Raw genomic sequence first — 20,242 nt, 5'->3', positions numbered from 1 at the left:
ATTAGCCGCGAGTTGGGGCTCAGCTCAGGGTCTTCAGCGAGGCCGCGTCGTACGGCGCCAGCTCGTCGAAGCGGCCGGCCAGGACCTTCGCCGCCCACTCCGGATCCTGGAGCAGCGCCCGGCCGACGGCGACGAAGTCGAACTCCTCGGCTTCGAGGCGGTCCAGGAGGTCGTCGATGCCCTTGACCGTGGAGCCCTCGCCCATGAAGGCGCCGATGAAGTCGCCGTCGAGGCCGACCGAGCCGACGGTGATGGTGGGCTTGCCGGTGATCTTCTTCGTCCAGCCGGCCAGGTTGAGGTCGGAGCCGTCGAACTCCGGGAGCCAGTAGCGGCGGGTGGAGGCGTGGAAGGCGTCGACGCCGGCCGCGGCAAGGGGGGTGAGGATGGCCTCCAGCTCCTCCGGGGTCTCGGCGAGCCGGGCGTCGTAGGCCTCCTGCTTCCACTGCGAGTAGCGGAAGATGACGGGGAAGTCGGGCGAGACCTTCTCGCGTACGGCGGCCACGATCTCCGCCGCGAACTTCGTACGGGCGACCGGGTCACCGCCGTACGCGTCGGTACGGCGGTTGGTGCCCTCCCACAGGAACTGGTCGAGCAGGTAGCCGTGGGCGCCGTGGAGTTCCACGCCGTCGAAGCCGATGCGCTCGGCGGCCGCGGCGGCCTCCGCGAACGCGCCGATGACGTCGTCCAGGTCCTGCCGGGTCATCGCCTTGCCGGTGGTCACGGTCTCGCCGATGCGCAGACCGGAGGGGCCGACGGCGGGGGCGTCGGCGAACGGCGGCTGGCCCTGCTTGCGCACCATGCCGATGTGCCACAGCTGCGGGACGATCGTGCCGCCCGCCGCGTGCACCGCCTCGGCCACCTTCGCCCAGCCCGCCAGCTGCTCCTCACCGTGGAACCGCGGGACCCGGCTGCTCTGCCCGGCGGAATCGTGGCCGACGTAGGTGCCCTCGGTGACGATCAGGCCGACGCCCGCGGCGGCGCGACGGGAGTAGTACGACACCACGTCCTCGCCGGGGACGCCGCCCGGGGAGAACATGCGGGTCATCGGCGCCATCACGATGCGGTTGGGGACGGTGAGGCCGTTGATCGTGGTCGGCCGGGACAGAATCTGGGCCGCGCGGGAGGCGGCGGACTCGGTGACGGTCACGTGGAGGGCTCCTTGGGAGATGGCGCTGCTAACCGGTTGGTATGTGCGCGCGCATTCTTGCATCTACTTAAGCAACCGCCTATGCGCTACGGCACATTCCCGATCGCAGGCGGCTGCGGGTGCGTGGGGGCGACCGACCCCCACCGGCCCGCACCCGCCAACGCACCGAGGGCGGCACCCCCTGTCGCAACAGGAGGTACCGCCCTCGGTAAGGACGTTGATCAACCGGAGGCCGAAGCCCCCGACGCCGATCAGAAGTCCATGTCACCGCCCGGCATACCGCCGCCGGCGGGCGCGGCGGCCTTCTCCGGCTTGTCGGCGATAACGGCCTCGGTGGTGAGGAACAGCGCGGCGATCGACGCGGCGTTCTGCAGCGCGGAACGCGTCACCTTCGCCGGGTCGATGATGCCCTCGGCGACCAGGTCGACGTACTCACCGGTCGCGGCGTTCAGGCCGTGACCCGGGGTGAGGTTGCGGACCTTCTCCACCACGACGCCGCCCTCGAGGCCGGCGTTGACGGCGATCTGCTTCAGCGGGGCCTCGAGCGCCAGCTTGACGGCGGCGGCACCGGTGGCCTCGTCACCCTCGAGCTCCAGCTTCTCGAAGACTCCGGAGGCCTGCAGCAGGGCCACGCCACCACCGGCGACGATGCCCTCCTCGACGGCCGCCTTGGCGTTGCGCACGGCGTCCTCGATGCGGTGCTTGCGCTCCTTGAGCTCGACCTCGGTCGCGGCACCGGCCTTGATGACGGCGACGCCACCGGCGAGCTTCGCCAGGCGCTCCTGCAGCTTCTCGCGGTCGTAGTCCGAGTCGCTGTTCTCGATCTCGGCGCGGATCTGGTTCACGCGACCCGCGACCTGCTCCGAGGAGCCGGCACCGTCGACGATGGTGGTCTCGTCCTTGGTGATGACGACCTTGCGGGCCTTGCCCAGGAGGTCCAGGGAGGTGTTCTCGAGCTTGAGACCGACCTCCTCGGAGATGACCTCGCCGCCGGTGAGGATGGCGATGTCGTTGAGCATGGCCTTGCGGCGGTCACCGAAGCCCGGGGCCTTGACGGCGACGGACTTGAAGGTGCCGCGGATCTTGTTGACGACCAGGGTCGACAGGGCCTCGCCCTCGACGTCCTCGGCGATGATCAGCAGCGGCTTGCCCGACTGCATGACCTTCTCGAGGAGCGGGAGCAGGTCCTTGACCGCGGAGATCTTGGAGTTGGCGATCAGGATGTACGGGTCGTCGAGGACGGCCTCCATACGCTCCATGTCGGTGGCGAAGTAGGCCGAGATGTAGCCCTTGTCGAAGCGCATACCCTCGGTGAGCTCCAGCTCCAGACCGAAGGTCTGGGACTCCTCGACGGTGATGACGCCTTCCTTGCCGACCTTGTCCATCGCCTCGGCGATGAGCTCACCGATCTGGGTGTCGGCGGCGGAGATCGAGGCGGTGGAGGCGATCTGCTCCTTGGTCTCGACGTCCTTGGCCTGCTCGAGCAGGGCGGCGGAGACGGCCTCGACGGCCTTCTCGATACCGCGCTTGAGAGCCATCGGGTTGGCGCCGGCGGCTACGTTGCGCAGGCCTTCCTTGACCAGGGCCTGGGCGAGCACGGTCGCGGTGGTCGTACCGTCACCGGCGACGTCGTCCGTCTTCTTGGCGACTTCCTTGACCAGCTCGGCGCCGATCTTCTCGTAAGGGTCCTCGAGCTCGATCTCCTTGGCGATGGAGACACCATCGTTGGTGATCGTGGGGGCGCCCCACTTCTTCTCGAGGACGACGTTGCGACCCTTGGGGCCGAGCGTCACCTTCACGGCGTCCGCGAGCTGGTTCATGCCGCGCTCGAGGCCGCGCCGCGCCTCCTCGTCGAACGCGATGATCTTGGCCATGTGAAGTGGTCCCTCCAGGACTGGGGGTGATTCCTTCGGACCGCGCCCGCGCCCGCGACGGACGGCTCGCCTGCCTTGTGGTTCCTTGCCCCACCCGGCCTGCGGGCCTCACCGACCCGGTCCTTCTTTGTCACTCTCACCTTCAGAGTGCTAACGCAATGATTAGCACTCGACCCATGAGAGTGCAAGGCGCGCTCGCGAAGCGAGCGCTCGTTGAGGGGTGGTGGTCGGGTGACGGGCGGGGGCAAGCGGCTCTCGGGGATCGGGCGGGGTGCTCGGCCCGGCGCGAACAGGGGCCGGGCAGCGGTCGGACAGGGGCCGGACAGCTCTCGTCCAGGCCCTGGAGATGGCGAAGGACCCGCACCCCGGGGGGTGCGGGTCCTTCGAAGAAGAACGTCGCTGCTGTTAGTCGACGCGTGCTTCAGCTGGTCGCCAGACGGACCATGTCCGCCTGCGGCCCCTTCTGGCCCTGCGAGATCTCGAAATCGACCCGCTGACCTTCCTCCAGGGTGCGGTAGCCGTCCATCTGGATCGCGCTGTAGTGGACGAAAACATCCGCACCACCGTCGACCGCGATGAAGCCGTACCCCTTCTCCGCGTTGAACCACTTGACGGTGCCCTGAGCCATGCCTAACTCCCCTATTACTGGCCCTTGCACAGATCCACACTTCGCGGATCCGGGTCAGACCTCACCCCCCATCGGTCGGGGGCGTGCGCCGGAACGCGTCGACCGCGGCTGAATGTATCTGCCCAACTGCCGTCTGCAACAGGTCAATCGGACGAGAAATCCGGGCACGACCGGTCGGGAATGTGGGGACAATTCCCCTGACTTCAGGTCAAGTCGGACCTGACAAAAGGAACAAAAGCCGCAAGAAACCCGCACACTTTGGCTACTTCTTGTCGGGCTTGCGGCAGAAATCAAAGGCTTATCAAGGCTGCCGACCCGTGGATCGGCGACGCGTTCCCCAACTGTACCTCGCTCAACCACACAGAATTGCCCCCTCCGCTTCTCTCACGGAGGGGGCAATTCGATGAACCCTTAGTGACCGCTGTTACCGATGGTAATGATCGGTCATTCGGTCAGAGTCGGTCAGTGTCAGCCACCGGCGACGGCCGGAATGATGGAGACACCCGCACCGTCCGGCGTCGCCGTCTCCAACCCCTGTTCAAAACGAACGTCGTCGTCATTGACGTACACGTTGACGAACCGCCGCAGCTTGCCCTGGTCGTCGAGAACCCGGGCGGCGATCCCGGTGTGGTTCTTCTCCAGGTCGGCGATGACCTCGGCGAGGTTGGCGCCTTCGGCGGCGACCTCGGCCTGCCCGCCGGTGTAGGTGCGCAGGATGGTGGGGATGCGGACGGTGACGCTCACGATTGGAACCTCCGGTCAGGTAAACGGGCCTAGGGGCGCGGGGCTGTGTTGAATGTGCGGCTACCGCCGCGTGGGCGCGAGCAGCCCCCACCGGCCCGCAGACAAACGACTATGCGAGCCCGGCCTCGCGGAACGAGTCCAGGTTGGGACGAATGGTCGCAGTCAGCCCCGTACCGGCCACCGCGTCAAGCGTCTTGAGCCCATCGCCGGTGTTGAGGACGACAGTCGTCTTGGTCGGGTCGAGGACCCCGTCCTCGATGAGCTTCTTCGTGACACCCACCGTCACACCACCGGCGGTCTCCGCGAAGATGCCCTCGGTCCTGGCCAGGATCTTGATCGCGTCCACGACCTGCTCGTCCGTCACATCCTCCACGAAACCGCCCGTGCGCCGCGCGATATCGAGCACGTACGGACCATCCGCCGGGTTGCCGATCGCCAGCGACTTGGCGATGGTGTTCGGCTTCTGGGGGCGTACGACGTCGTGGCCGGCCTTGAACGCCGTGGACACCGGCGAGCACCCCTCGGCCTGCGCGCCGAAGATCTTGTACGGCTTGTCCTCGACGAGCCCGAGCTTGATCAGCTCCTGCAGACCCTTGTCGATCTTCGTGAGCTGCGAACCCGACGCGATCGGGACGACCAGCTGGTCCGGGAGCTGCCAGCCGAGCTGTTCGCAGATCTCGTACGCCAGCGTCTTGGAGCCCTCGGCGTAGTACGGCCGCAGGTTGACGTTGACGAAGCCCCAGCCCTCGCCGGCCGGATCGCCGATCAGCTCGGAGCAGAAACGGTTCACGTCGTCGTAGTTGCCCTCGATGCCGACGAGCTCGCCGCCGTAGACCGCGGCCATGACGACCTTGCCCTGCTCCAGGTCGTGCGGGATGAAGACGCAGGAGCGGAAGCCGGCGCGGGCGGCCGCGGCGCCCACCGCGCCGGCCAGGTTGCCGGTGGAGGAGCAGGAGAGGGTGGTGAAGCCGAAGGCGCGGGCGGCCTCCAGGGCCTGGGCGACGACGCGGTCCTTGAAGGAGTGCGTCGGGTTGCCGGAGTCGTCCTTCACATACAGACCGCCGGTGACGCCCAGCTCGCGGGCGAGGTTGTCGGCCTTGACGAGCTTGGTCCAGCCCGGGTTGATGTTCGGCTTCGTGGCCACGTCGGCGGGGACGGGCAGCAGGGGGGCGTAACGCCAGATGTTCGCGGGTCCCGCCTCGATCCGCTTGCGGAGCTCCTCGGTGTCGTAGGCCGAGAAGTCGTAAGCGATCTCCAGCGGGCCGAAACACTCCCCGCACGCGAAGACCGGTCCGAGAGGTACCCGGTGACCGCACTCGCGGCAGGACAGCGCCGCGGCGGGACCGAGGTCTACGGTGGAGTCGGTGGTGCTTGCAACAGTCTGCACAGCCATGTGAGGCGAGGCCCTTTCTCCTCATCTTCCTCACGACGCATCTCGCCGTGAGACGGATTTGGCACCTTCCCTAGCCGGGAGCCTCGCGGAGACGATCAACTGTGATCGACGACGATCAACACTGATCTACGAGACCGGCTGGAGGGTTGCCGGGGCTTCATCGGGCCGTTTCCCTCTGCCCCTCTGGATGAGCTGTATGTGGTTGTTAACAACGGTTGACCCCGGACATGCGATGGTCATCCGCGTTGTTCAAGACTGTAACCGAAGGCCAGGACAGTTGAGATAGTCGTCCGAACCGCGAGATGGATCACACGGTTAGCAGATGTGATCACGAACAGTGAGGAGCCGCAGACTGTGCTGGAAGAAGTCGAGCGCTGGCTGAGCACCCGCTCCTGGTCCGTGACCGATCGCCCGCCGCACCAGCTCCTGGCCGCCAAACAGCGTACGGGTCAGTCGGTCTCCGTCGTGCTGCCCGCGCTCAACGAGGAGGAGACGGTCGGCGACATCGTCGCGATCATCCGTCATGACCTCATGCACCAGGTTCCGCTGGTCGACGAGATCGTCGTCGTCGACTCGGGATCCACCGACCGCACCTCCGAGGTGGCCGCCGCCGCGGGCGCGACCGTGGTGCACCGGGACGAGATCCTCCCACGCGTCCCGACCGTGCCCGGCAAGGGCGAGGTCCTGTGGCGCTCCCTGCTCGTCACGAGCGGGGACATCGTCTGTTTCATCGACGCCGACCTGAAGGAGTTCTCCTCGGACTTCGTCTCCGGCATCGTCGGCCCGCTGCTCACCGACCCCGGGATCGACCTGGTCAAGGGCATGTACGACCGCCCCCTCGGCGGCGCTGCCGGCCAGGGCGGACGCGTCACCGAACTCATGGCCCGCCCGCTGCTGAACATGCACTGGCCGCAGCTGGCCGGGTTCGTGCAGCCGCTCGGCGGCGAGTACGCGGCCCGCCGCAGCCTGCTGGAACAGCTTCCGTTCCCCGTCGGGTACGGCGTCGAGCTGGGCATGCTGATCGACGCGCTGCACCTGGTGGGCCTGGACGCGCTGGCCCAGGTGGACGTGGGCGTCCGCAAGCACCGGCACCAGGACGGGCAGGCGCTCGGCCGGATGTCGGCCGCCATCTACCGCACCGCACAGCTCAGGCTCGCCCGCGGTCACCTCGTCCGCCCCTCCCTCACCCAGTTCGAGCGGGGCGAGGACGGGTTCGAGCCGCGTACGTACTCCGTGGACACCGAGGAGCGGCCGCCGATGGTGGAGATCGCGGAGTACGCCTCCCGCAAGGTGGCCTGAAGATTCCGAAGGTCGTATACGGCCCCTGCCAGAGAGGTGAACCGCACGTTTGAGCGGTTCCGGGCCGGGCTAGGTTGAGGCGTATGGCTTCCACGCAGGATGCGCAGGGTGCTGCCAGGGTGCTGGTCGCGTCGAACCGCGGCCCGGTCTCGTACGAGGTGCGCGAGGACGGCTCGCTGCACTCGAGGAGGGGCGGCGGCGGAGTCGTCTCCGGGCTGTCGGCGATCGGGCCGGACGCGGGTGCCCTGTGGGTGTGCTCGGCACTGTCCGACGGGGACCGCGAGGCGGTGCGGCGCGGGGTCGGCGAGGACGGCGTGCTGATGCTGGACATCCCGGCGGAGGTGCACTCCGAGGCCTACAACGGCATCGCGAACTCGGTCCTCTGGTTCGTCCACCACATGCTCTACCAGACGCCGCTGGAGCCGGTCTTCGACGCGGAGTTCCGGCGCCGGTGGGCGTCGTACGAGACGTACAACCGCGCGTTCGCGCAAGCGCTGGCCGAGCGGGCGGCGCCGGGAGCGGCGGTGCTGGTGCAGGACTATCACCTGTGCCTGGTGCCGGGCATGCTCCGGGAGCTGCGGCCGGACGTCCGGATCGGCCACTTCTCGCACACGCCGTGGGCGCCGCCGGAGTACTTCCGGATGCTGCCGGACGACATCCGCGCGCAGCTGGTGTGGGGGATGCTCGGCGCGGACCGGCTCGGATTCCTGACCTGGCGGTGGGCGTACGCCTTCATGAACTGCGCGGGCGCCGTGGACGGCGAGCGGATCGTCCCGATGGTCCCGGTCCCGAGCAAGCCGCGCTGGATCGAGCACACCCCGACCGGGCGTCCGCCCCTGCGCAAGACCTGGATCGGCGTGCACGGGCTGGGAGCGGACGCGGAGTTCCTGCGGGCCAGGTCGCACGAGGCCGACGTGGCCGAGCGCATGGCGGCACTGCGGGACGAGATCGGCTCGGCCCCGGACGGCACGGCCCGCAGGACGATCGTGCGGGTCGACCGCACCGAGCTGTCCAAGAACATCGTGCGCGGCCTGCTGGCGTACCGGCAACTGCTCGACGACCACCCCGAGTGGCGCGAGCGGGTGGTGCACGTGGCGTTCGCGTACCCCTCGCGGCAGGACCTGGCGGTCTACCGGGAGTACACGGCGGAGGTGCAGCGGCTGGCGGAGGAGATCAACTCCCGCTACGGGACGCCGGGTTGGACCCCGGTCGTGCTCCACGTCAAGGACGACTTCGCACGGTCGCTGGCGGCGTACCGGCTGGCGGACGTGGCGCTGGTCAACCCCATCCGGGACGGCATGAACCTGGTCGCGAAGGAGGTGCCGGTCGTCTCCGACGAGGGGTGCGTGCTGGTGCTGTCGCGGGAGGCCGGGGCCTTCGAGGAGTTGCGCGAGGACGCGATCGCAGTGAACCCGTACGACGTGATGGGCACCGCGCGGGCGCTGCACGCGGCGCTGACGATGCGGCCGGAGGAACGGGCGGAACGCTCGAAGCGACTGGCAGCGGCAGCGACCGCCCTTCCGCCGGCCCAGTGGTTCCTGGACCAGCTGCACGCGCTTGAGGAGGGGGCGGAGGGCCGGCCCGCCTGAGCACGGTGGACCCGCCTGAGCGCGACCGGCCCAGCTGAGGCCCGCCAGCCGGGGACGGCCGGTGAGCACGGTTGAGCCCAACCGGCCGGCAACCTGACGGAGCCCGGTCAGCCCGCCTGAGCACGGTGGGCCCAACAGAGTGCCGGTCAGCCCGCGCGAGCCAGGGGGGCTGTGTCAGCCCGCCCGAGCCAGGGGTGGCTGCGTCACCCGCCCCGTGCCACGGGTGGCCGCGTCGGCCCGCCCGTGCCGCCGATCGGTGCGTCAGCTCGCCCGATCCGCGATCGCCCGCAGCAGCCGTACGACCCCCTCCGGCCCGTCGACCACGACGTCCGCCCGCTCCGACAGCTCGGTGACCTCCTCGCTGCCGCTGCAGACCAGGAGGCCGGGGGTGCCGTCGGAGCGGAGTTTGTCGATGGCGGCGTAGGCGGGGAGGTCGCCGAGGTCGTCGCCGGCGTAGAGGACGGATTCGGCGCCGAGGGTGCGGGCGTACTCGGTCAGCGCCACGCCCTTGTCCATGCCGGGGGGGCGCAGTTCGAGGACCATGCGGCCCGGCTCGACGATGAGGCCGTTGCGGGTGGCGAGGTCGGTGAGGGGTTCGCGCAGGGCGTCGAAGGTGCCCTGCGGGTCGGCCGCGCGGCGTGTGTGCACGGCGAGGGCGTGCCCCTTGTCCTCGATCCAGGTGCCCTGTCCGGCACCGCTTGCATCGAGGACGCCCGGCAGTTCGGCACGGACGGTGGCGACGCCGGGGTGGGGGTCGGGCGCGGTGACCTCACCGCTGACGGCGTCCCAGCGCTCGGCGCCGTAGTGCCCGAGCACGACGAGGTGCTCCAGCCCCGGGACCCCGGCGAAACCGCCGTACCGCACGGCGACGTCGGCCGGGCGCCCGGTGATCACCGCGACGGCGGCGACCTGCGGGGCGAGCGCGGCGAGCGCCGGCAAGGCGTCGGGATGGGCCCGGGCCTTCTCCGGGTCCGGCACGATCGGCGCGAGCGTCCCGTCGAAGTCGAGCGCGACCAGCGCCCGCGCGGGACGGGCGAGGATGGCGGCCAGCCCGTCGCGGCCGGGCTGGGTCGAGGGTTCCGGCAGGGGGTCCACGGAACTGGTCGAGTCCCGGTTGGCCGAGTCCGAGCCGGTCAGATCCTTCAGACGATCCTTGTGACTGCCCATACGCCGACCCTATCCAGGGAGCACCCGGCGTACCCCTCCCTCATCTCTCCGCCCGCCGCGCCTCCCGTACCCGCCGCAGCCGGTTCACCGTCACCGGATCGTGGGCCAGGGCCCGCGGGTCGTCCAGCAGGGCGTTCAGGAGCTGGTAGTAGCGGACGGGGGCCAGGCCGAGTTCCTCGCGTATCGCGCGTTCCTTGGCGCCGGGGCCCGGAAAGCCCCGGCGCTCCAGGGCGAGGATGTTCCGCTCGCGGTCGGCGAGGGCCTGCTCGGGCCGGTCCTGGTTCATGTGCCGCACCGTAGCCCCCACCACTGACAACCGGCGACTACTCCGCGCTCTCCGCCCGCGTCGCCGTCGACTGCAGTTGCCCCAGGATCAGCGACGGGCTGCTGCCGGACGTGACCGTCGTGCCGATCTGCTTCTTGATCTCGGCGCTGACCGCGGCCCAGGAGGTCCGGCCGACCGGGTAGAGCTCGGAGAGCGGGAGTTCCTCCAGGAACGGCTTGAGATCGGCGTCCTCCTTGGCCGCGGTCATCACCGTGGACGCGGAGTTGGTGACGGGAAGCAGGTCGTACTCCCGGGAGAAGTCCAGGACATTCTGCTCGTCGTAGACGAAGTTGAGGAACTCGCCCACCTGCTCGGCATGCCCGTTCTGCTTGAAGGCCATCATCCAGTCGGCCACACCCATGGACATCTTGGTGGGCCCCTCGACACCGGGCATCGGCACCATGCCGAACTTCACGCCCTTCTTCTCGGCCATCTGCATCAGCGAGGGATGGCCGTTGAGCATGCCGACGTCCCCGGCCGCGAAGGCGGCGAACGCGTCGGCCCGGTTGAGCTCGCCGGGCGCCACCGGACCCGTGAGCCCCTTGCCGACCAGGTTGTTCTTGAGCCAGTCGAAGGTGGCGACGTTCTCCGTGGAGTCGATGCTGTACGTGCCGAGGTCGGTGTCGGTGTAGCCGCCCCCGCCGCTGAGGAGCCACTGCATCGTCTCGGCCTGCGCCTCCTCGGGACCGAGCGGCAGCGCGTACGGGTACTTCACGCCCTCCGCCTTGAGCGCCGCGGCGTCGGCGGCCAGTTCCTTCCAGGTGGTCGGCGGGTTGAGACCGGCCTTCTCGAAGAGGGTCTTGTTGTAGAAGAGCAGGCGCGTGGAGGAGGCGAAGGGGATGCCGTACTGCACGCTGTCCACCTGCCCCGCATCCGCGAGCTGGGAGACGAGGTCGGCCTGGACGGGGATGGAGAGCAGGTCGTCGGCCGGGTAGAGGAGATCCTTGGCGGCGTAGTCGGCGTACGCGCCGATCTGCGCCATGTCCGGCGCCTCCCCGGCGTCGACCATCGCCTTGACCTTGGCGTCGACGTCGTTCCAGGAGTACACCGTGACGTCGATCGAGACGCCGGGGTGCTCGGCCTCGTAGGCCTTGACGAGCTTGTCCCAGTACTTCTGGGAGCTGTTCGCCGGGCTGTCCCCGTAGTCCGCGGCGACCAGCTTCAGCGTCACCTCGTCCGAGCCACCGGTCACCCCGCAGCCACCGAGAACCGCTGTCAGGCCCAGCGCGGACACCGCCGCGATCGTTCCGGTACGCCCCGTACGTCCCGTACGCCTACGCCGCTGCACGCAAAACCGCCTCACACCCACGTTCGAAAACTTTCGAAACGTCATACATATTGCCTCCGTAAGGTCTACACCACGTAAGTGGACTAGACCTCTCGCGGGTGCGCAAGACACACTGTCCCCGTGAGACATGTCATCGCCCTCGATGTGGGCGGCACCGGGATGAAGGCCGCCCTGGCCGGGGCGAGCGGCGCCCTGCTCCACCAGGCCCGCCGCCCGACCGGCCGCGAGCGCGGGCCGGACGCGGTCGTCGAGGGCATCCTCGACTTCGCCGTCGAGCTGCGCGCGTACGGCGAACGGCACTTCGGCGAGCCCGCGGCCGCCGTCGGCGTCGCCGTCCCCGGCATCGTCGACGAGGAGCAGGGCATCGCCGCCTACGCCGCCAACCTGGGCTGGCGCGACGTGCCCCTGCGCGAGCTGCTCACCGAACGGCTCGGCGGCGCCCCCGTCGCCCTCGGCCACGACGTACGCACCGGCGGTCTCGCCGAGGGCCGGATCGGCGCGGGCCGGGGCGCCGACCGCTTCCTCTTCGTCCCGCTCGGCACCGGCATCGCCGGCGCCATCGGCATCGACGGCCGGGTGGAGGCGGGCGCGCACGGCTTCGCCGGCGAGATCGGCCACATCGTCGTACGGCCCGGGGGTACCCCCTGTCCGTGCGGACAGCGCGGCTGCCTGGAGCGGTTCGCCTCCGCCGCGGCGGTGAGCGAGGCATGGGCCGCCGCCTGCGGTGACCCCGAGGCGGACGCCGCCGACTGCGCCAAGGCCGTCGCGTCCGGCGACCCGAACGCCGTACGAATCTGGCAGGAGGCCGTGAACGCCCTGGCCGACGGCCTGGTCACCGCCCTCACCCTGCTGGACCCACGCACACTGATCATCGGTGGCGGCCTGGCGGAGGCGGGGGAAACGTTGTTCACACCCCTGCGGGACGCGGTCCGGCAGCGGGTGACTTTCCAGAAGCTGCCGTCCATAGTCCCCGCGGCCCTGGGCGACACGGCAGGGTGCCTGGGCGCCGGCCTCCTCGCCTGGGATCTCCTCGACAACACCGACCGTACGGAGGTAACCCCCTAATGGCAGCCGACCCAGGGGCGCGGGACAGCGCCAATATGCGGCTCCGCCGCGGGGCGCGACCAGCCACAACGCACTCGCAGCCCGCGACGAGCCAGGTGCCCCTCGTCCTGTCCGGCGCCAACGTGGTCATGCCCACAGGAACCCTCAAAGACGGCGAAGTGGTCATCGACGGCACCCAGATCACCGGCACAGCCCCGGAGAACGCCCACCGCATCGAGCTCACCGGCCACTACTTGGTCCCCGGTTTCGTGGACATCCACAACCACGGCGGCGGTGGGGCCTCGTTCACTTCGGGCACGCCAAACGACGTAGTCACCGGCATCCACACCCACCGCCTGCACGGCACCACCACCCTCGTCGCCTCCACCGTCACCGGCGACATGGACTTCCTGACCCAGCGGGCCGGCCTCCTCTCCGAGCTCGCCGAGCAGGGCGACATCGCCGGCATCCACTTCGAGGGCCCGTTCATCTCCCCGTGCCGCAAGGGCGCGCACTCCGAGGAGCTGCTGCGCGACCCGGACCCGGCGGAGGTCCGCAAGCTGATCGACGCGGCGCGCGGTCACGCGACGATGGTCACCCTCGCCACCGAACTGCCGGGCGGCATCGACTCCGTTCGCCTCCTGGCCGATCACGGCGTCATCGCGGCGATCGGGCACACGGACGCGACGTACGAGGAGACGGTGGAGGCGATCGAGGCGGGCGCGACGGTGGCCACCCACCTCTTCAACGCGATGCCGCCGCTCGGCCACCGCCAGCCGGGCCCGATCGCGGCCCTGCTGGAGGACGAGCGCATCACGGTCGAGCTGATCAACGACGGCACCCACCTGCACCCGGCCTCCCTGCAGCTGGCGTTCCATCACGCGGGCGCGGACCGGGTCGCGTTCATCACGGACGCGATGGACGCGGCCGGCTTCGGCGACGGGCGTTACATGCTCGGCCCGCTGGAGGTCGAGGTCGCCGACGGTGTGGCCCGCCTGGTCGAGGGCGGCTCGATCGCCGGGTCCACCCTCACCCTCGACCGCGCCTTCAAGCGGGCGGTGACCATCGACCGGCTGCCCGTCGAGGACGCCGTGGCGGCCCTGTCCGCCAACCCCGCCAAGCTGCTCGGCCGCTACGACCGCATCGGCTCCCTGGAGCCCGGTAAGGACGCCGACCTGGTGATCCTGGACGCCGACTTCGACCTCAAGGGCGTGATGCGCCGGGGCGAATGGGTGGTTGAGCCGCAACTGGGGTGATGTGTCCGGCTGTTGGGGGCGGTGGTTGTCCTGCGAGACTGGGACGGCCGCCGCCCGTTTGGCATGATCAAGGCCTCCGGGCGGAGCGTCCGGCAGACAGACGGCGAACACATTCCGAACTTCGGGGGAGGTCGGCCCAGGTGATCCTCACGGTCACGCTGAACACCGCTCTCGACATCACCTACCGGGTCGGCGCGCTACGGCCCCACGCGTCCCACCGCGTCTCCGAGGTGACCGAACGCCCCGGCGGCAAGGGCCTGAACGTGGCCCGGGTGCTGGCGGCCCTCGGCCACGAGGTGACGGTCACGGGCTTCGCGGGCGGTGCCACGGGACGCACGGTCCAGGACCGGCTCACCGACACACCGGGCGTGGTGGACGCGCTGGTCCCGGTCAGCGGAGCGACCCGGCGCACCATCGCCGTCGTCGACGAGCACACCGGCGACACGACCCAGCTCAACGAACCCGGCCCGACGATCAGCGCCGCCGAGTGGTCCGCCTTCCAGGAGGCGTACGTGGATCTGCTCGCGTCGGTGTCCGCGGTGGCTCTGTGCGGCAGCCTGCCGCCCGGGGTTCCGGTGGGTGCGTACGCCGGTCTCGTGCGGGCAGCGAAGGCCGCCGACGTGCCCGTACTGCTGGACACCAGCGGAGAGGCGCTGCGCCGGGGTGTCGCCGCCCGGCCGGACATCATCAAGCCCAACGCCGAGGAACTGGCCGAACTGACCGGCTCCCACGAGCCGTCCCGCGCGACACAGGACGCGCGCCGACGGGGCGCCCGAGCGGTGGTGGCCTCCCTCGGCGAGGACGGCCTGCTCGCCCTGGCCCCTGAGGGCCGCTGGCGCGCCACCCCGCCCACCCGGCTCCGCGGCAACCCGACGGGCGCGGGCGACGCGGCGGTCGCGGGTCTGCTGTCGGGCTTGGTGGAACGGCTGCCGTGGCCGGACCGGCTGGCCCGCGCGGCGGCGCTGAGCGCGGCGAGCGTCGCGGCGCCCGTGGCCGGGGAGTTCGACCGGGGCGCTTACGACGAGCTGCTGGGGCAAGTAGCGGTGACCGCCGAGGTCACCGCCGCCTGATGGCTACGACTTGACCCAGCCCTTGACCAGCCACATCTGGTCGATGAGGGCGTCACACTGGTTGCCCTGCTCGCAGGACACCTTGATCGTGTTGGTCCCCTTGTTGAGCTGGATCCAGTTGTAGGTCTTCGTCCAGCCCTTCTCGTAGTCACCCTCGGGGCCGTGAGCCCAGTTCTTCAGGTCGACCGGGGTACTGGCCGGCGTGCCGTTGACCGCAAGGGTGGCGTTCTGGTCCTTGCCCGGGACGCTGTAGCCGACGTAGACGGTGTACTTGCCGGACTTGGGGATGCCGTTGACCGTCCAGGTGACCGAGGAGCCGACCGCGTTGAAGCCGGTCACATAGACGCCGCCGTCCGCCTTGGCGCCCTTGATGTCGGACGCGGTGGTGGCACCGCCGCCGAGCGCGAGGGCCTTGGCGTCGATCGTCGGCAGGTCGTCCTCGGCGGCAGCGCTGTTGCTGTTCGACGGGCTGGGCGCGGTGCTCTGCTGGGACTGCGTCGGCGTCGACTGGGCCTCGTTGCCTTTGTCCTTGTCGTCGTCGTTGCCGCTCATCATGGCCACGCTGATGCCTATGACGACCGCCGCGACGACCGCGACGGCCCCGATCAGCAGTCCCTTGGTGTTGGGGCCCCCGCCACGCCCCGCACCCGACCCGCTGCCGCCGCTGTACGCCGGCTGCTGCTGGGCCGTGGGGGCACCGCCGGGAAACGTCTCCGGAGCCGCGTAGTGCGCGTTCGGCTGGCCGTACGCACCCTGCTGCTGCGGTACCTGGCCGTGGGGCGCCGTCGCCTGCTGCTGGCCGTACTGGCGCTGCCCGACCGCGCGCACGCGGTTGACCGAGCCCGGGTAGCCGTAGCCTCCGCCACCGGACGGCGGCTGGGCGCCGTTGGCCTGCCCGTCGGCGTAGAGGTAGCCGAACGGGTCGTCGTCCTCGGGCGTGCTGGCGCCGTTGTTGCCGGACGTCATCCCTTGGTACTCCTCACCAGGTGCGGGCGGATGCGATAGGTCTGAAGAATGGCGAGCCTACCCGCTCCTGCTGCCTCAAACGGGTGACCCGGATCGCATCAGCTCGCTGACCTGGGCGTTACCCGGCGCGTCTGTGCTGTTTGGGACGAGATCGTTTCTCTACGTACATCCGCTCGTCAGCGGACTTCAACACTTCGTCCGCAGTCATGCCGCAGTGTGCCCACCCGATGCCGAAGCTGGCGCCCACGCGGACCGCCCGTCCCTCGGCCCGGATCGGCTGGATGATCTCGTTGCGCAGACGTACGGCGAGGTCCTGGGCGTCGGCCCGGCCGAGTCCGTCGGCGAGGATCACGAACTCGTCGCCGCCGAGCCGGGCGACGGTGTCGCCGTCGCGGACCCCGCGGGAGAGGCGCCTGGCGACCTCGATGAGAACCGCGTCACCCGCGTTGTGCCCGAACCGGTCGTTGATCGACTTGAAGCCGTCGAGGTCGCAGAAGAGCACCGCGAGCCCCTTCGTCCCGTCGTCGCGCCCCTCCCGCTCGTCCGGCGCGACCGTGTGGACGTGGTGGTCGTAGCCGTCGAACGCCGCCGCGCCCGGCCGGAAGTCGAAGCCGTGGCCGTTGGCGTCGTACACGGCCGGGTGACCGTAGGCGGCGTCCGTGGACTCCAGGGCACCCGCGTGGGTGGGCCGCTCGCACAGCCGGGAGGCGAGGCGGGAGCGCAGCTCGGCGGAGTTCGGCAGGCCGGTGAGGGAGTCGTGCGAGGCGCGGTGGGCGAGCTGGAGCTCGCGGCGCTTGCGGTCCTCGATGTCCTCGACGTGGGTGAGCAGGAAGCGGGGACCGTCGGCGGCGTCGGCGACGACGCTGTTGCGCAACGACACCCAGACGTACGTCCCGTCGCGGCGGCCCAGCCGGAGCTCCGCGCGGCCGCCCTCGGCGGACGTCCGCAGCAGCGTGCCGATGTCCTCGGGGTGGACGAGGTCGGAGAAGGAGTAGCGGCGCATCGCCGAGGCGGGGCGGCCGAGGAGGCGGCACAGGGCGTCGTTGGTGCGCAGGATCCGGCCGTGCTGGTCGCCGCCCATCTCGGCGATGGCCATGCCGGAGGGGGCGTACTCGAAGGCCTGCCTGAAGCTTTCCTCGCTGGCGCGCAGGGCCTGCTGGTCGCGCTCCAGCCTGACCAGTGCCCGCTGCATATTCGCGCGTAGACGTGCGTTGCTGATGGCGATGGCGGCCTGGAACGCGTACATCTGGAGCGCCTCGCGCCCCCACGCGCCCGGCAGCCGTCCGTTGCGCGGCCGGTCCACGGACAGGACGCCGATCAGCTCGCCGCAGGCGCCGCCCTGCACGCCGGGCGTGTACATCGGCGCGAACAGGCGGTCCGACGGATGCCACTCGTCCTCGAAGCGGGGCGCGGGGCCGTCGGTGTACCACTGCGGGACGTCGTCGTCGTCGAGGATCCAGCCCTCGGTGTGCGGGATGAAGACCAGGTCGCCCCAGTGCTCGCCCATGCTCAGCCGGCGCTCCCACGACTCACGGGAGCCGACGCGGCCGGTGATGAGGGCCTCGGCGGCGGGGTTGCCGGCGAAGGCGGCGACGACGAGGTCGCCGTCGGGGCGCACGAGGTTGACGCACGCGAGCTCGTAGCCGAGGCCGGTGACGACACCGTCGGCGACGGTCTGCAGTGTGTCCGCCAGGCTGCGGGCCGTGTTCATGTCAGCCATGACCTGGTGCAGTTGTCGCAGGGTCGCAAGACGGACATACGGCTCCGACTCGGTCTCCATGCTCGCCCTCCCCCCGAGACCTCGCAGCGAATCAAGGGTTCTACTTCGGCGTAACGTCCCTTGCTAGTTCCCAGCCACTGAATCACAGCGCGCTGCCCACTCGGTACACAGGGTCAACAATTAATGGCCCTTGTGACTCAAGTCACAGGTAAACGTGAACAATTGAGCGGTGTTTCTGCGTTTTTCCTGTGCGTTTACTGAACGCAAACTTTGTGCGCCCGTGGAGATGCCGGCGAAAGGTCCGCTGTCCGTCCGCGGTCCTAGGTCCGTTCTCGGGCGGAGGGCCGATGTGCGGAGCGCGGGTGTGACATTAGCGTCTTCGGCGTGCCGAACACTTCCCTTCCCCCCGCGCCGCCCGTGACCGCCGTCCTCCCCGCCTCCCGGAGCGGCTCCGGGCATGCTGAGGGAGTGAGCAACGACGAGTTCCGGGCCGCCATGTCGCGACTGGCCGCGGGGGTGGTCCTGGTGACAGCGCTGGAGCCACCGCTGGACCCCGACGACCCGCACGCCCCGGCCGGCGAGGACGTCGGCATGACGGCGACCGCGTTCATGTCGGTGTCCCTGGACCCGCCGCTGGTGCTGGTCAGCCTGCGCGAGGGTTCCCGCATGGACGACCTGCTCGCCGAACAGCCCCTGTGGGCGGTCTCGGTGCTCTCCGAGAGTCAGCGCCACATCGCCGGCCGCTTCGCCATGAAGGGCCGCGTCAGCGACCGTCTGCTGTTCGCCGACATCCCCTACGTCCGCGGCAAGGAGTCCGGCGCTCCTCTGGTGGGCGGCGCCCTGGCCACCCTGGAGTGCCGCACCGAGCAACGCGTGACGGCCGGCGACCACACCCTGGTGATCGGCCGCGTCCTGTCGGCCTCACTGCCGAGCGCGGAGGGCGGACCGCTGACGTATTTCCGGGGCCGTTACCGGCAGTTGGGATGAATCGGCGGTTGGGAGAACTCAACGGTCGGTATGAACTCGACGGACCGGGCCGACAGACAATTCCATGGCGGGCAAATGATCATCCGGCATACCGTGCCGGGATGACGTCGACCACTTCAGCACTCCGCCTCGAGGAAATCACACCCGCGAACTTCGAGGCCGCCACCGCCATACGGGTCCGCCCCGACCAGGAATTCGCGGTCTCCCCCGTGATGCAGTCACTGGCCGAGGCATACGTCCATCCGGCCGGCGTCGCCTGGCCCCGCCTGATCGTCGACGGCGACCGCCCGGTCGGCTTCCTGATGGCCTTCTTCGACATCGACTGGCGCGGCGACGGCACCCTGTTCCGCTCGGGGCTGTGGCGCCTGAACATCGCCGCCGACGAACAGGGCCGGGGATACGGCCGGTTCGCGGTCGAGTCCGTCGCCACGGAGATCCGCCGCCGGGGCGGCAGCCGGCTGTACGTCACCTGGCACCCCGGCCCGAACGGCCCCGAGAACTTCTACCTCGGCCTCGGCTTCCGCACCGACGGCGAGACCAGCGAGGGGGAGACGGTGGGGGTGCTGGAGCTGGACCTGCCGGGCTGAAGCGACGGGGCCGGACCGGTCGCACCGAACCAGCCGGACGCACCGGCCGCCCTAGACCGTCCTGATGTCGAGCCGGGCCACCCGCGCGGGGTCCGTCACGATGTCGATCACGGCGATCCGATCCCGTACGAACGCAAACCTGAGTGCCCGTTCCACCCGGCCCTCGGCGAACACCACGCCCCCCGGCACGCCGTCGACGAGCGCGGGCCGCGCCACCCCGGCGAGGGGCCCGAACGTCGCCGCGCCCCGCGCCACCGCCGCCGCGCCCGTGGTCACCCCGACCTCGGTGCGCGCGACGACGTCCGGGTCGAGGACGTCGAGGAGCCCCTCGAAGTCCCCCTCCCGCGCGGCGGCGAGGAAGGCGTCGACGACCTCCCGCTGCCTGCACTGCCCGGCCCGGACGGCCTCGGACGCGTCGACGCCCTGCACCCGGCGCCGGGCCCGGCTGGCGAGCTGCCGCGCGGCGGTCGGCGTACGGTCCACGACGGCCGCCACCTCGCCGTACGACACCCCGAACAGGTCGTGCAGCACGAACGCCAGCCGCTCGGCAGGGGTCAGGGTGTCCAGTACGACGAGCAGGGCGGCGCCGACCGAGTCGGCGAGGAGGGCGTCCTGCTCGGGGTCGGGCACGGTCGCGGAGGCGGTGGGCGCGGTGGGCGGGGGTGCCGTGGCGTCCAGGGGCTCCTCCGCGCGGGACCTGCGGGAGCGGAGCATGTCCAGGCAGACCCGGCCGACGACGGTCGTCAGCCAGCCGCCGAGGTTGTCCACCCGGGTGGTGTCGGAGCGGCTCACCCGGAACCATGCCTCCTGCACCGCGTCCTCGGCCTCCGCGGCCGAACCGAGCATGCGGTGCGCCACGGCACGCAGATGACCGCGGTGCGCCTCGAAACGCCGGGCAAGGAAGTCGGTGTCGCTCATCGGTCCGTCACAGCCTCTCGTCGCGGGCCCGTGGTCATGTGGCCGTCGCTGACTTGACGGATCGCGGAGCGGAGATGTGACAGACGCGGCTCGCCGGGCGCGTCAGGCCCGGTGACGCCGGGATGATCCAAACGGCAGTGCCTAGGTCCTGTCGTCAAATTCCCGTCGTCCGCCCGAAGGGCGGGCCCGGCGGCGTCTGGTGCGTGCGATCGCAAGGCGCCGGAGCGCCCTCGATGGGGG

General features: G+C 70.3%; 18 protein-coding genes and 1 riboswitch. Of the genes, 7 read left to right on the top strand and 11 right to left on the bottom strand.

Features of this window, described 5'->3' with window-relative positions; all coding sequences use genetic code 11:
* Nucleotides 1-19: 19 nt before the first annotated feature.
* The 5 genes from IF78_RS0138890 to thrC all read right to left on the bottom strand — a co-directional run bounded on the left by IF78_RS0138890 (nt 20) and on the right by thrC (nt 5,786).
* Complete coding sequence (locus tag IF78_RS0138890) at nt 20-1,147, bottom strand: NADH:flavin oxidoreductase (RefSeq protein ID WP_031478904.1); 1,128 nt, start codon at nt 1,145-1,147, stop codon at nt 20-22.
* A 251-nt stretch (nt 1,148-1,398) separates the two neighbouring features.
* A complete protein-coding gene (gene groL, locus IF78_RS0138885) occupies nt 1,399-3,021 on the bottom strand; it encodes a chaperonin GroEL (protein ID WP_031478905.1) in 1,623 nt (540 codons plus the stop codon).
* 421 nt (nt 3,022-3,442) lie between these two features.
* The gene (locus tag IF78_RS0138880; RefSeq protein ID WP_019057200.1) at nt 3,443-3,649 is read right to left on the bottom strand and encodes a cold-shock protein; all 207 of its coding nucleotides are present in this window, start codon (nt 3,647-3,649) and stop codon (nt 3,443-3,445) included.
* 468 nt (nt 3,650-4,117) lie between these two features.
* Nucleotides 4,118-4,393, bottom strand: coding sequence for a MoaD/ThiS family protein (locus IF78_RS0138875; protein ID WP_031478909.1), 276 nt, complete (start codon nt 4,391-4,393; stop codon nt 4,118-4,120).
* A 109-nt stretch (nt 4,394-4,502) separates the two neighbouring features.
* Nucleotides 4,503-5,786 carry a threonine synthase gene (thrC, locus tag IF78_RS0138870; RefSeq protein ID WP_031478911.1) on the bottom strand — a complete coding sequence of 428 codons (1,284 nt, stop codon included), beginning with the start codon at nt 5,784-5,786 and terminating at the stop codon, nt 4,503-4,505.
* Between the two features lie 18 nt (nt 5,787-5,804).
* A riboswitch (SAM riboswitch) is annotated at nt 5,805-5,980 on the bottom strand.
* Nucleotides 5,981-6,140: 160 nt separating this feature from the next.
* Between thrC and IF78_RS0138865 the strand changes: the two genes are divergently transcribed.
* Both IF78_RS0138865 and IF78_RS0138860 read left to right on the top strand, forming a co-directional pair.
* Nucleotides 6,141-7,085 (top strand): glucosyl-3-phosphoglycerate synthase, encoded by a 945-nt coding sequence (locus IF78_RS0138865; RefSeq protein WP_031478913.1) that lies wholly within the window; start codon nt 6,141-6,143, stop codon nt 7,083-7,085.
* An 83-nt stretch (nt 7,086-7,168) separates the two neighbouring features.
* Complete coding sequence (locus IF78_RS0138860; RefSeq protein ID WP_031478915.1) at nt 7,169-8,674, top strand: alpha,alpha-trehalose-phosphate synthase (UDP-forming); 1,506 nt, start codon at nt 7,169-7,171, stop codon at nt 8,672-8,674.
* Between the two features lie 261 nt (nt 8,675-8,935).
* Here the strand turns inward: IF78_RS0138860 and otsB are convergent, their stop codons facing one another.
* Genes otsB through IF78_RS0138845 form a run of 3 tightly spaced genes read right to left on the bottom strand, consistent with a single transcriptional unit; the run spans nt 8,936 to nt 11,454 of the window.
* On the bottom strand, nt 8,936-9,841 hold the full coding sequence (gene otsB, locus IF78_RS0138855) for a trehalose-phosphatase (RefSeq protein ID WP_051828544.1): 906 nt from the start codon (nt 9,839-9,841) through the stop codon (nt 8,936-8,938).
* A 40-nt stretch (nt 9,842-9,881) separates the two neighbouring features.
* Nucleotides 9,882-10,127 (bottom strand): DUF3263 domain-containing protein, encoded by a 246-nt coding sequence (locus tag IF78_RS0138850; RefSeq protein ID WP_031478919.1) that lies wholly within the window; start codon nt 10,125-10,127, stop codon nt 9,882-9,884.
* 37 nt (nt 10,128-10,164) lie between these two features.
* Nucleotides 10,165-11,454: an extracellular solute-binding protein gene (locus IF78_RS0138845; protein WP_051828542.1), complete on the bottom strand. Its 1,290-nt coding sequence runs from the start codon at nt 11,452-11,454 to the stop codon at nt 10,165-10,167.
* A gap of 120 nt (nt 11,455-11,574) precedes the next feature.
* Here IF78_RS0138845 and IF78_RS0138840 point away from each other — a divergent pair, with 120 nt between their 5' ends.
* The 3 genes from IF78_RS0138840 (at nt 11,575) to IF78_RS0138830 (ending at nt 14,824) form a co-directional block, all read left to right on the top strand.
* A complete protein-coding gene (locus IF78_RS0138840) occupies nt 11,575-12,519 on the top strand; it encodes an ROK family protein (protein WP_031478923.1) in 945 nt (314 codons plus the stop codon).
* Nucleotides 12,519-13,754 carry an N-acetylglucosamine-6-phosphate deacetylase gene (gene nagA, locus IF78_RS0138835; RefSeq protein ID WP_078662759.1) on the top strand — a complete coding sequence of 412 codons (1,236 nt, stop codon included), beginning with the start codon at nt 12,519-12,521 and terminating at the stop codon, nt 13,752-13,754. The genes IF78_RS0138840 and nagA overlap by 1 nt, the downstream gene beginning before the upstream one ends.
* Nucleotides 13,755-13,894: 140 nt before the next feature.
* Complete coding sequence (locus IF78_RS0138830) at nt 13,895-14,824, top strand: 1-phosphofructokinase family hexose kinase (protein WP_031478927.1); 930 nt, start codon at nt 13,895-13,897, stop codon at nt 14,822-14,824.
* Between the two features lie 3 nt (nt 14,825-14,827).
* On the opposite strand, the gene IF78_RS0138825 is transcribed toward IF78_RS0138830, so the two are convergent.
* The gene (locus IF78_RS0138825; RefSeq protein WP_031478929.1) at nt 14,828-15,790 is read right to left on the bottom strand and encodes a CBM35 domain-containing protein; all 963 of its coding nucleotides are present in this window, start codon (nt 15,788-15,790) and stop codon (nt 14,828-14,830) included.
* Nucleotides 15,791-15,908: 118 nt separating this feature from the next.
* Nucleotides 15,909-17,570, bottom strand: coding sequence for a diguanylate cyclase CdgB (gene cdgB / locus IF78_RS0138820; RefSeq protein WP_031478931.1), 1,662 nt, complete (start codon nt 17,568-17,570; stop codon nt 15,909-15,911).
* A 324-nt stretch (nt 17,571-17,894) separates the two neighbouring features.
* Between cdgB and IF78_RS0138815 the strand changes: the two genes are divergently transcribed.
* Both IF78_RS0138815 and IF78_RS0138810 read left to right on the top strand, forming a co-directional pair.
* On the top strand, nt 17,895-18,497 hold the full coding sequence (locus tag IF78_RS0138815) for a flavin reductase family protein (protein WP_078662758.1): 603 nt from the start codon (nt 17,895-17,897) through the stop codon (nt 18,495-18,497).
* 101 nt (nt 18,498-18,598) lie between these two features.
* The gene (locus IF78_RS0138810) at nt 18,599-19,084 is read left to right on the top strand and encodes a GNAT family N-acetyltransferase (protein WP_031478935.1); all 486 of its coding nucleotides are present in this window, start codon (nt 18,599-18,601) and stop codon (nt 19,082-19,084) included.
* A 51-nt stretch (nt 19,085-19,135) separates the two neighbouring features.
* Here the strand turns inward: IF78_RS0138810 and IF78_RS0138805 are convergent, their stop codons facing one another.
* Nucleotides 19,136-20,002: a sigma-70 family RNA polymerase sigma factor gene (locus IF78_RS0138805; RefSeq protein ID WP_031478937.1), complete on the bottom strand. Its 867-nt coding sequence runs from the start codon at nt 20,000-20,002 to the stop codon at nt 19,136-19,138.
* Nucleotides 20,003-20,242 lie beyond the last annotated feature (240 nt).

The organism is Streptomyces bicolor, from assembly GCF_000719285.1.
Taxonomy (GTDB): Bacteria; Actinomycetota; Actinomycetes; order Streptomycetales; family Streptomycetaceae; genus Streptomyces; species Streptomyces bicolor.
This window is presented reverse-complemented; position numbering and strand designations above follow the sequence as displayed.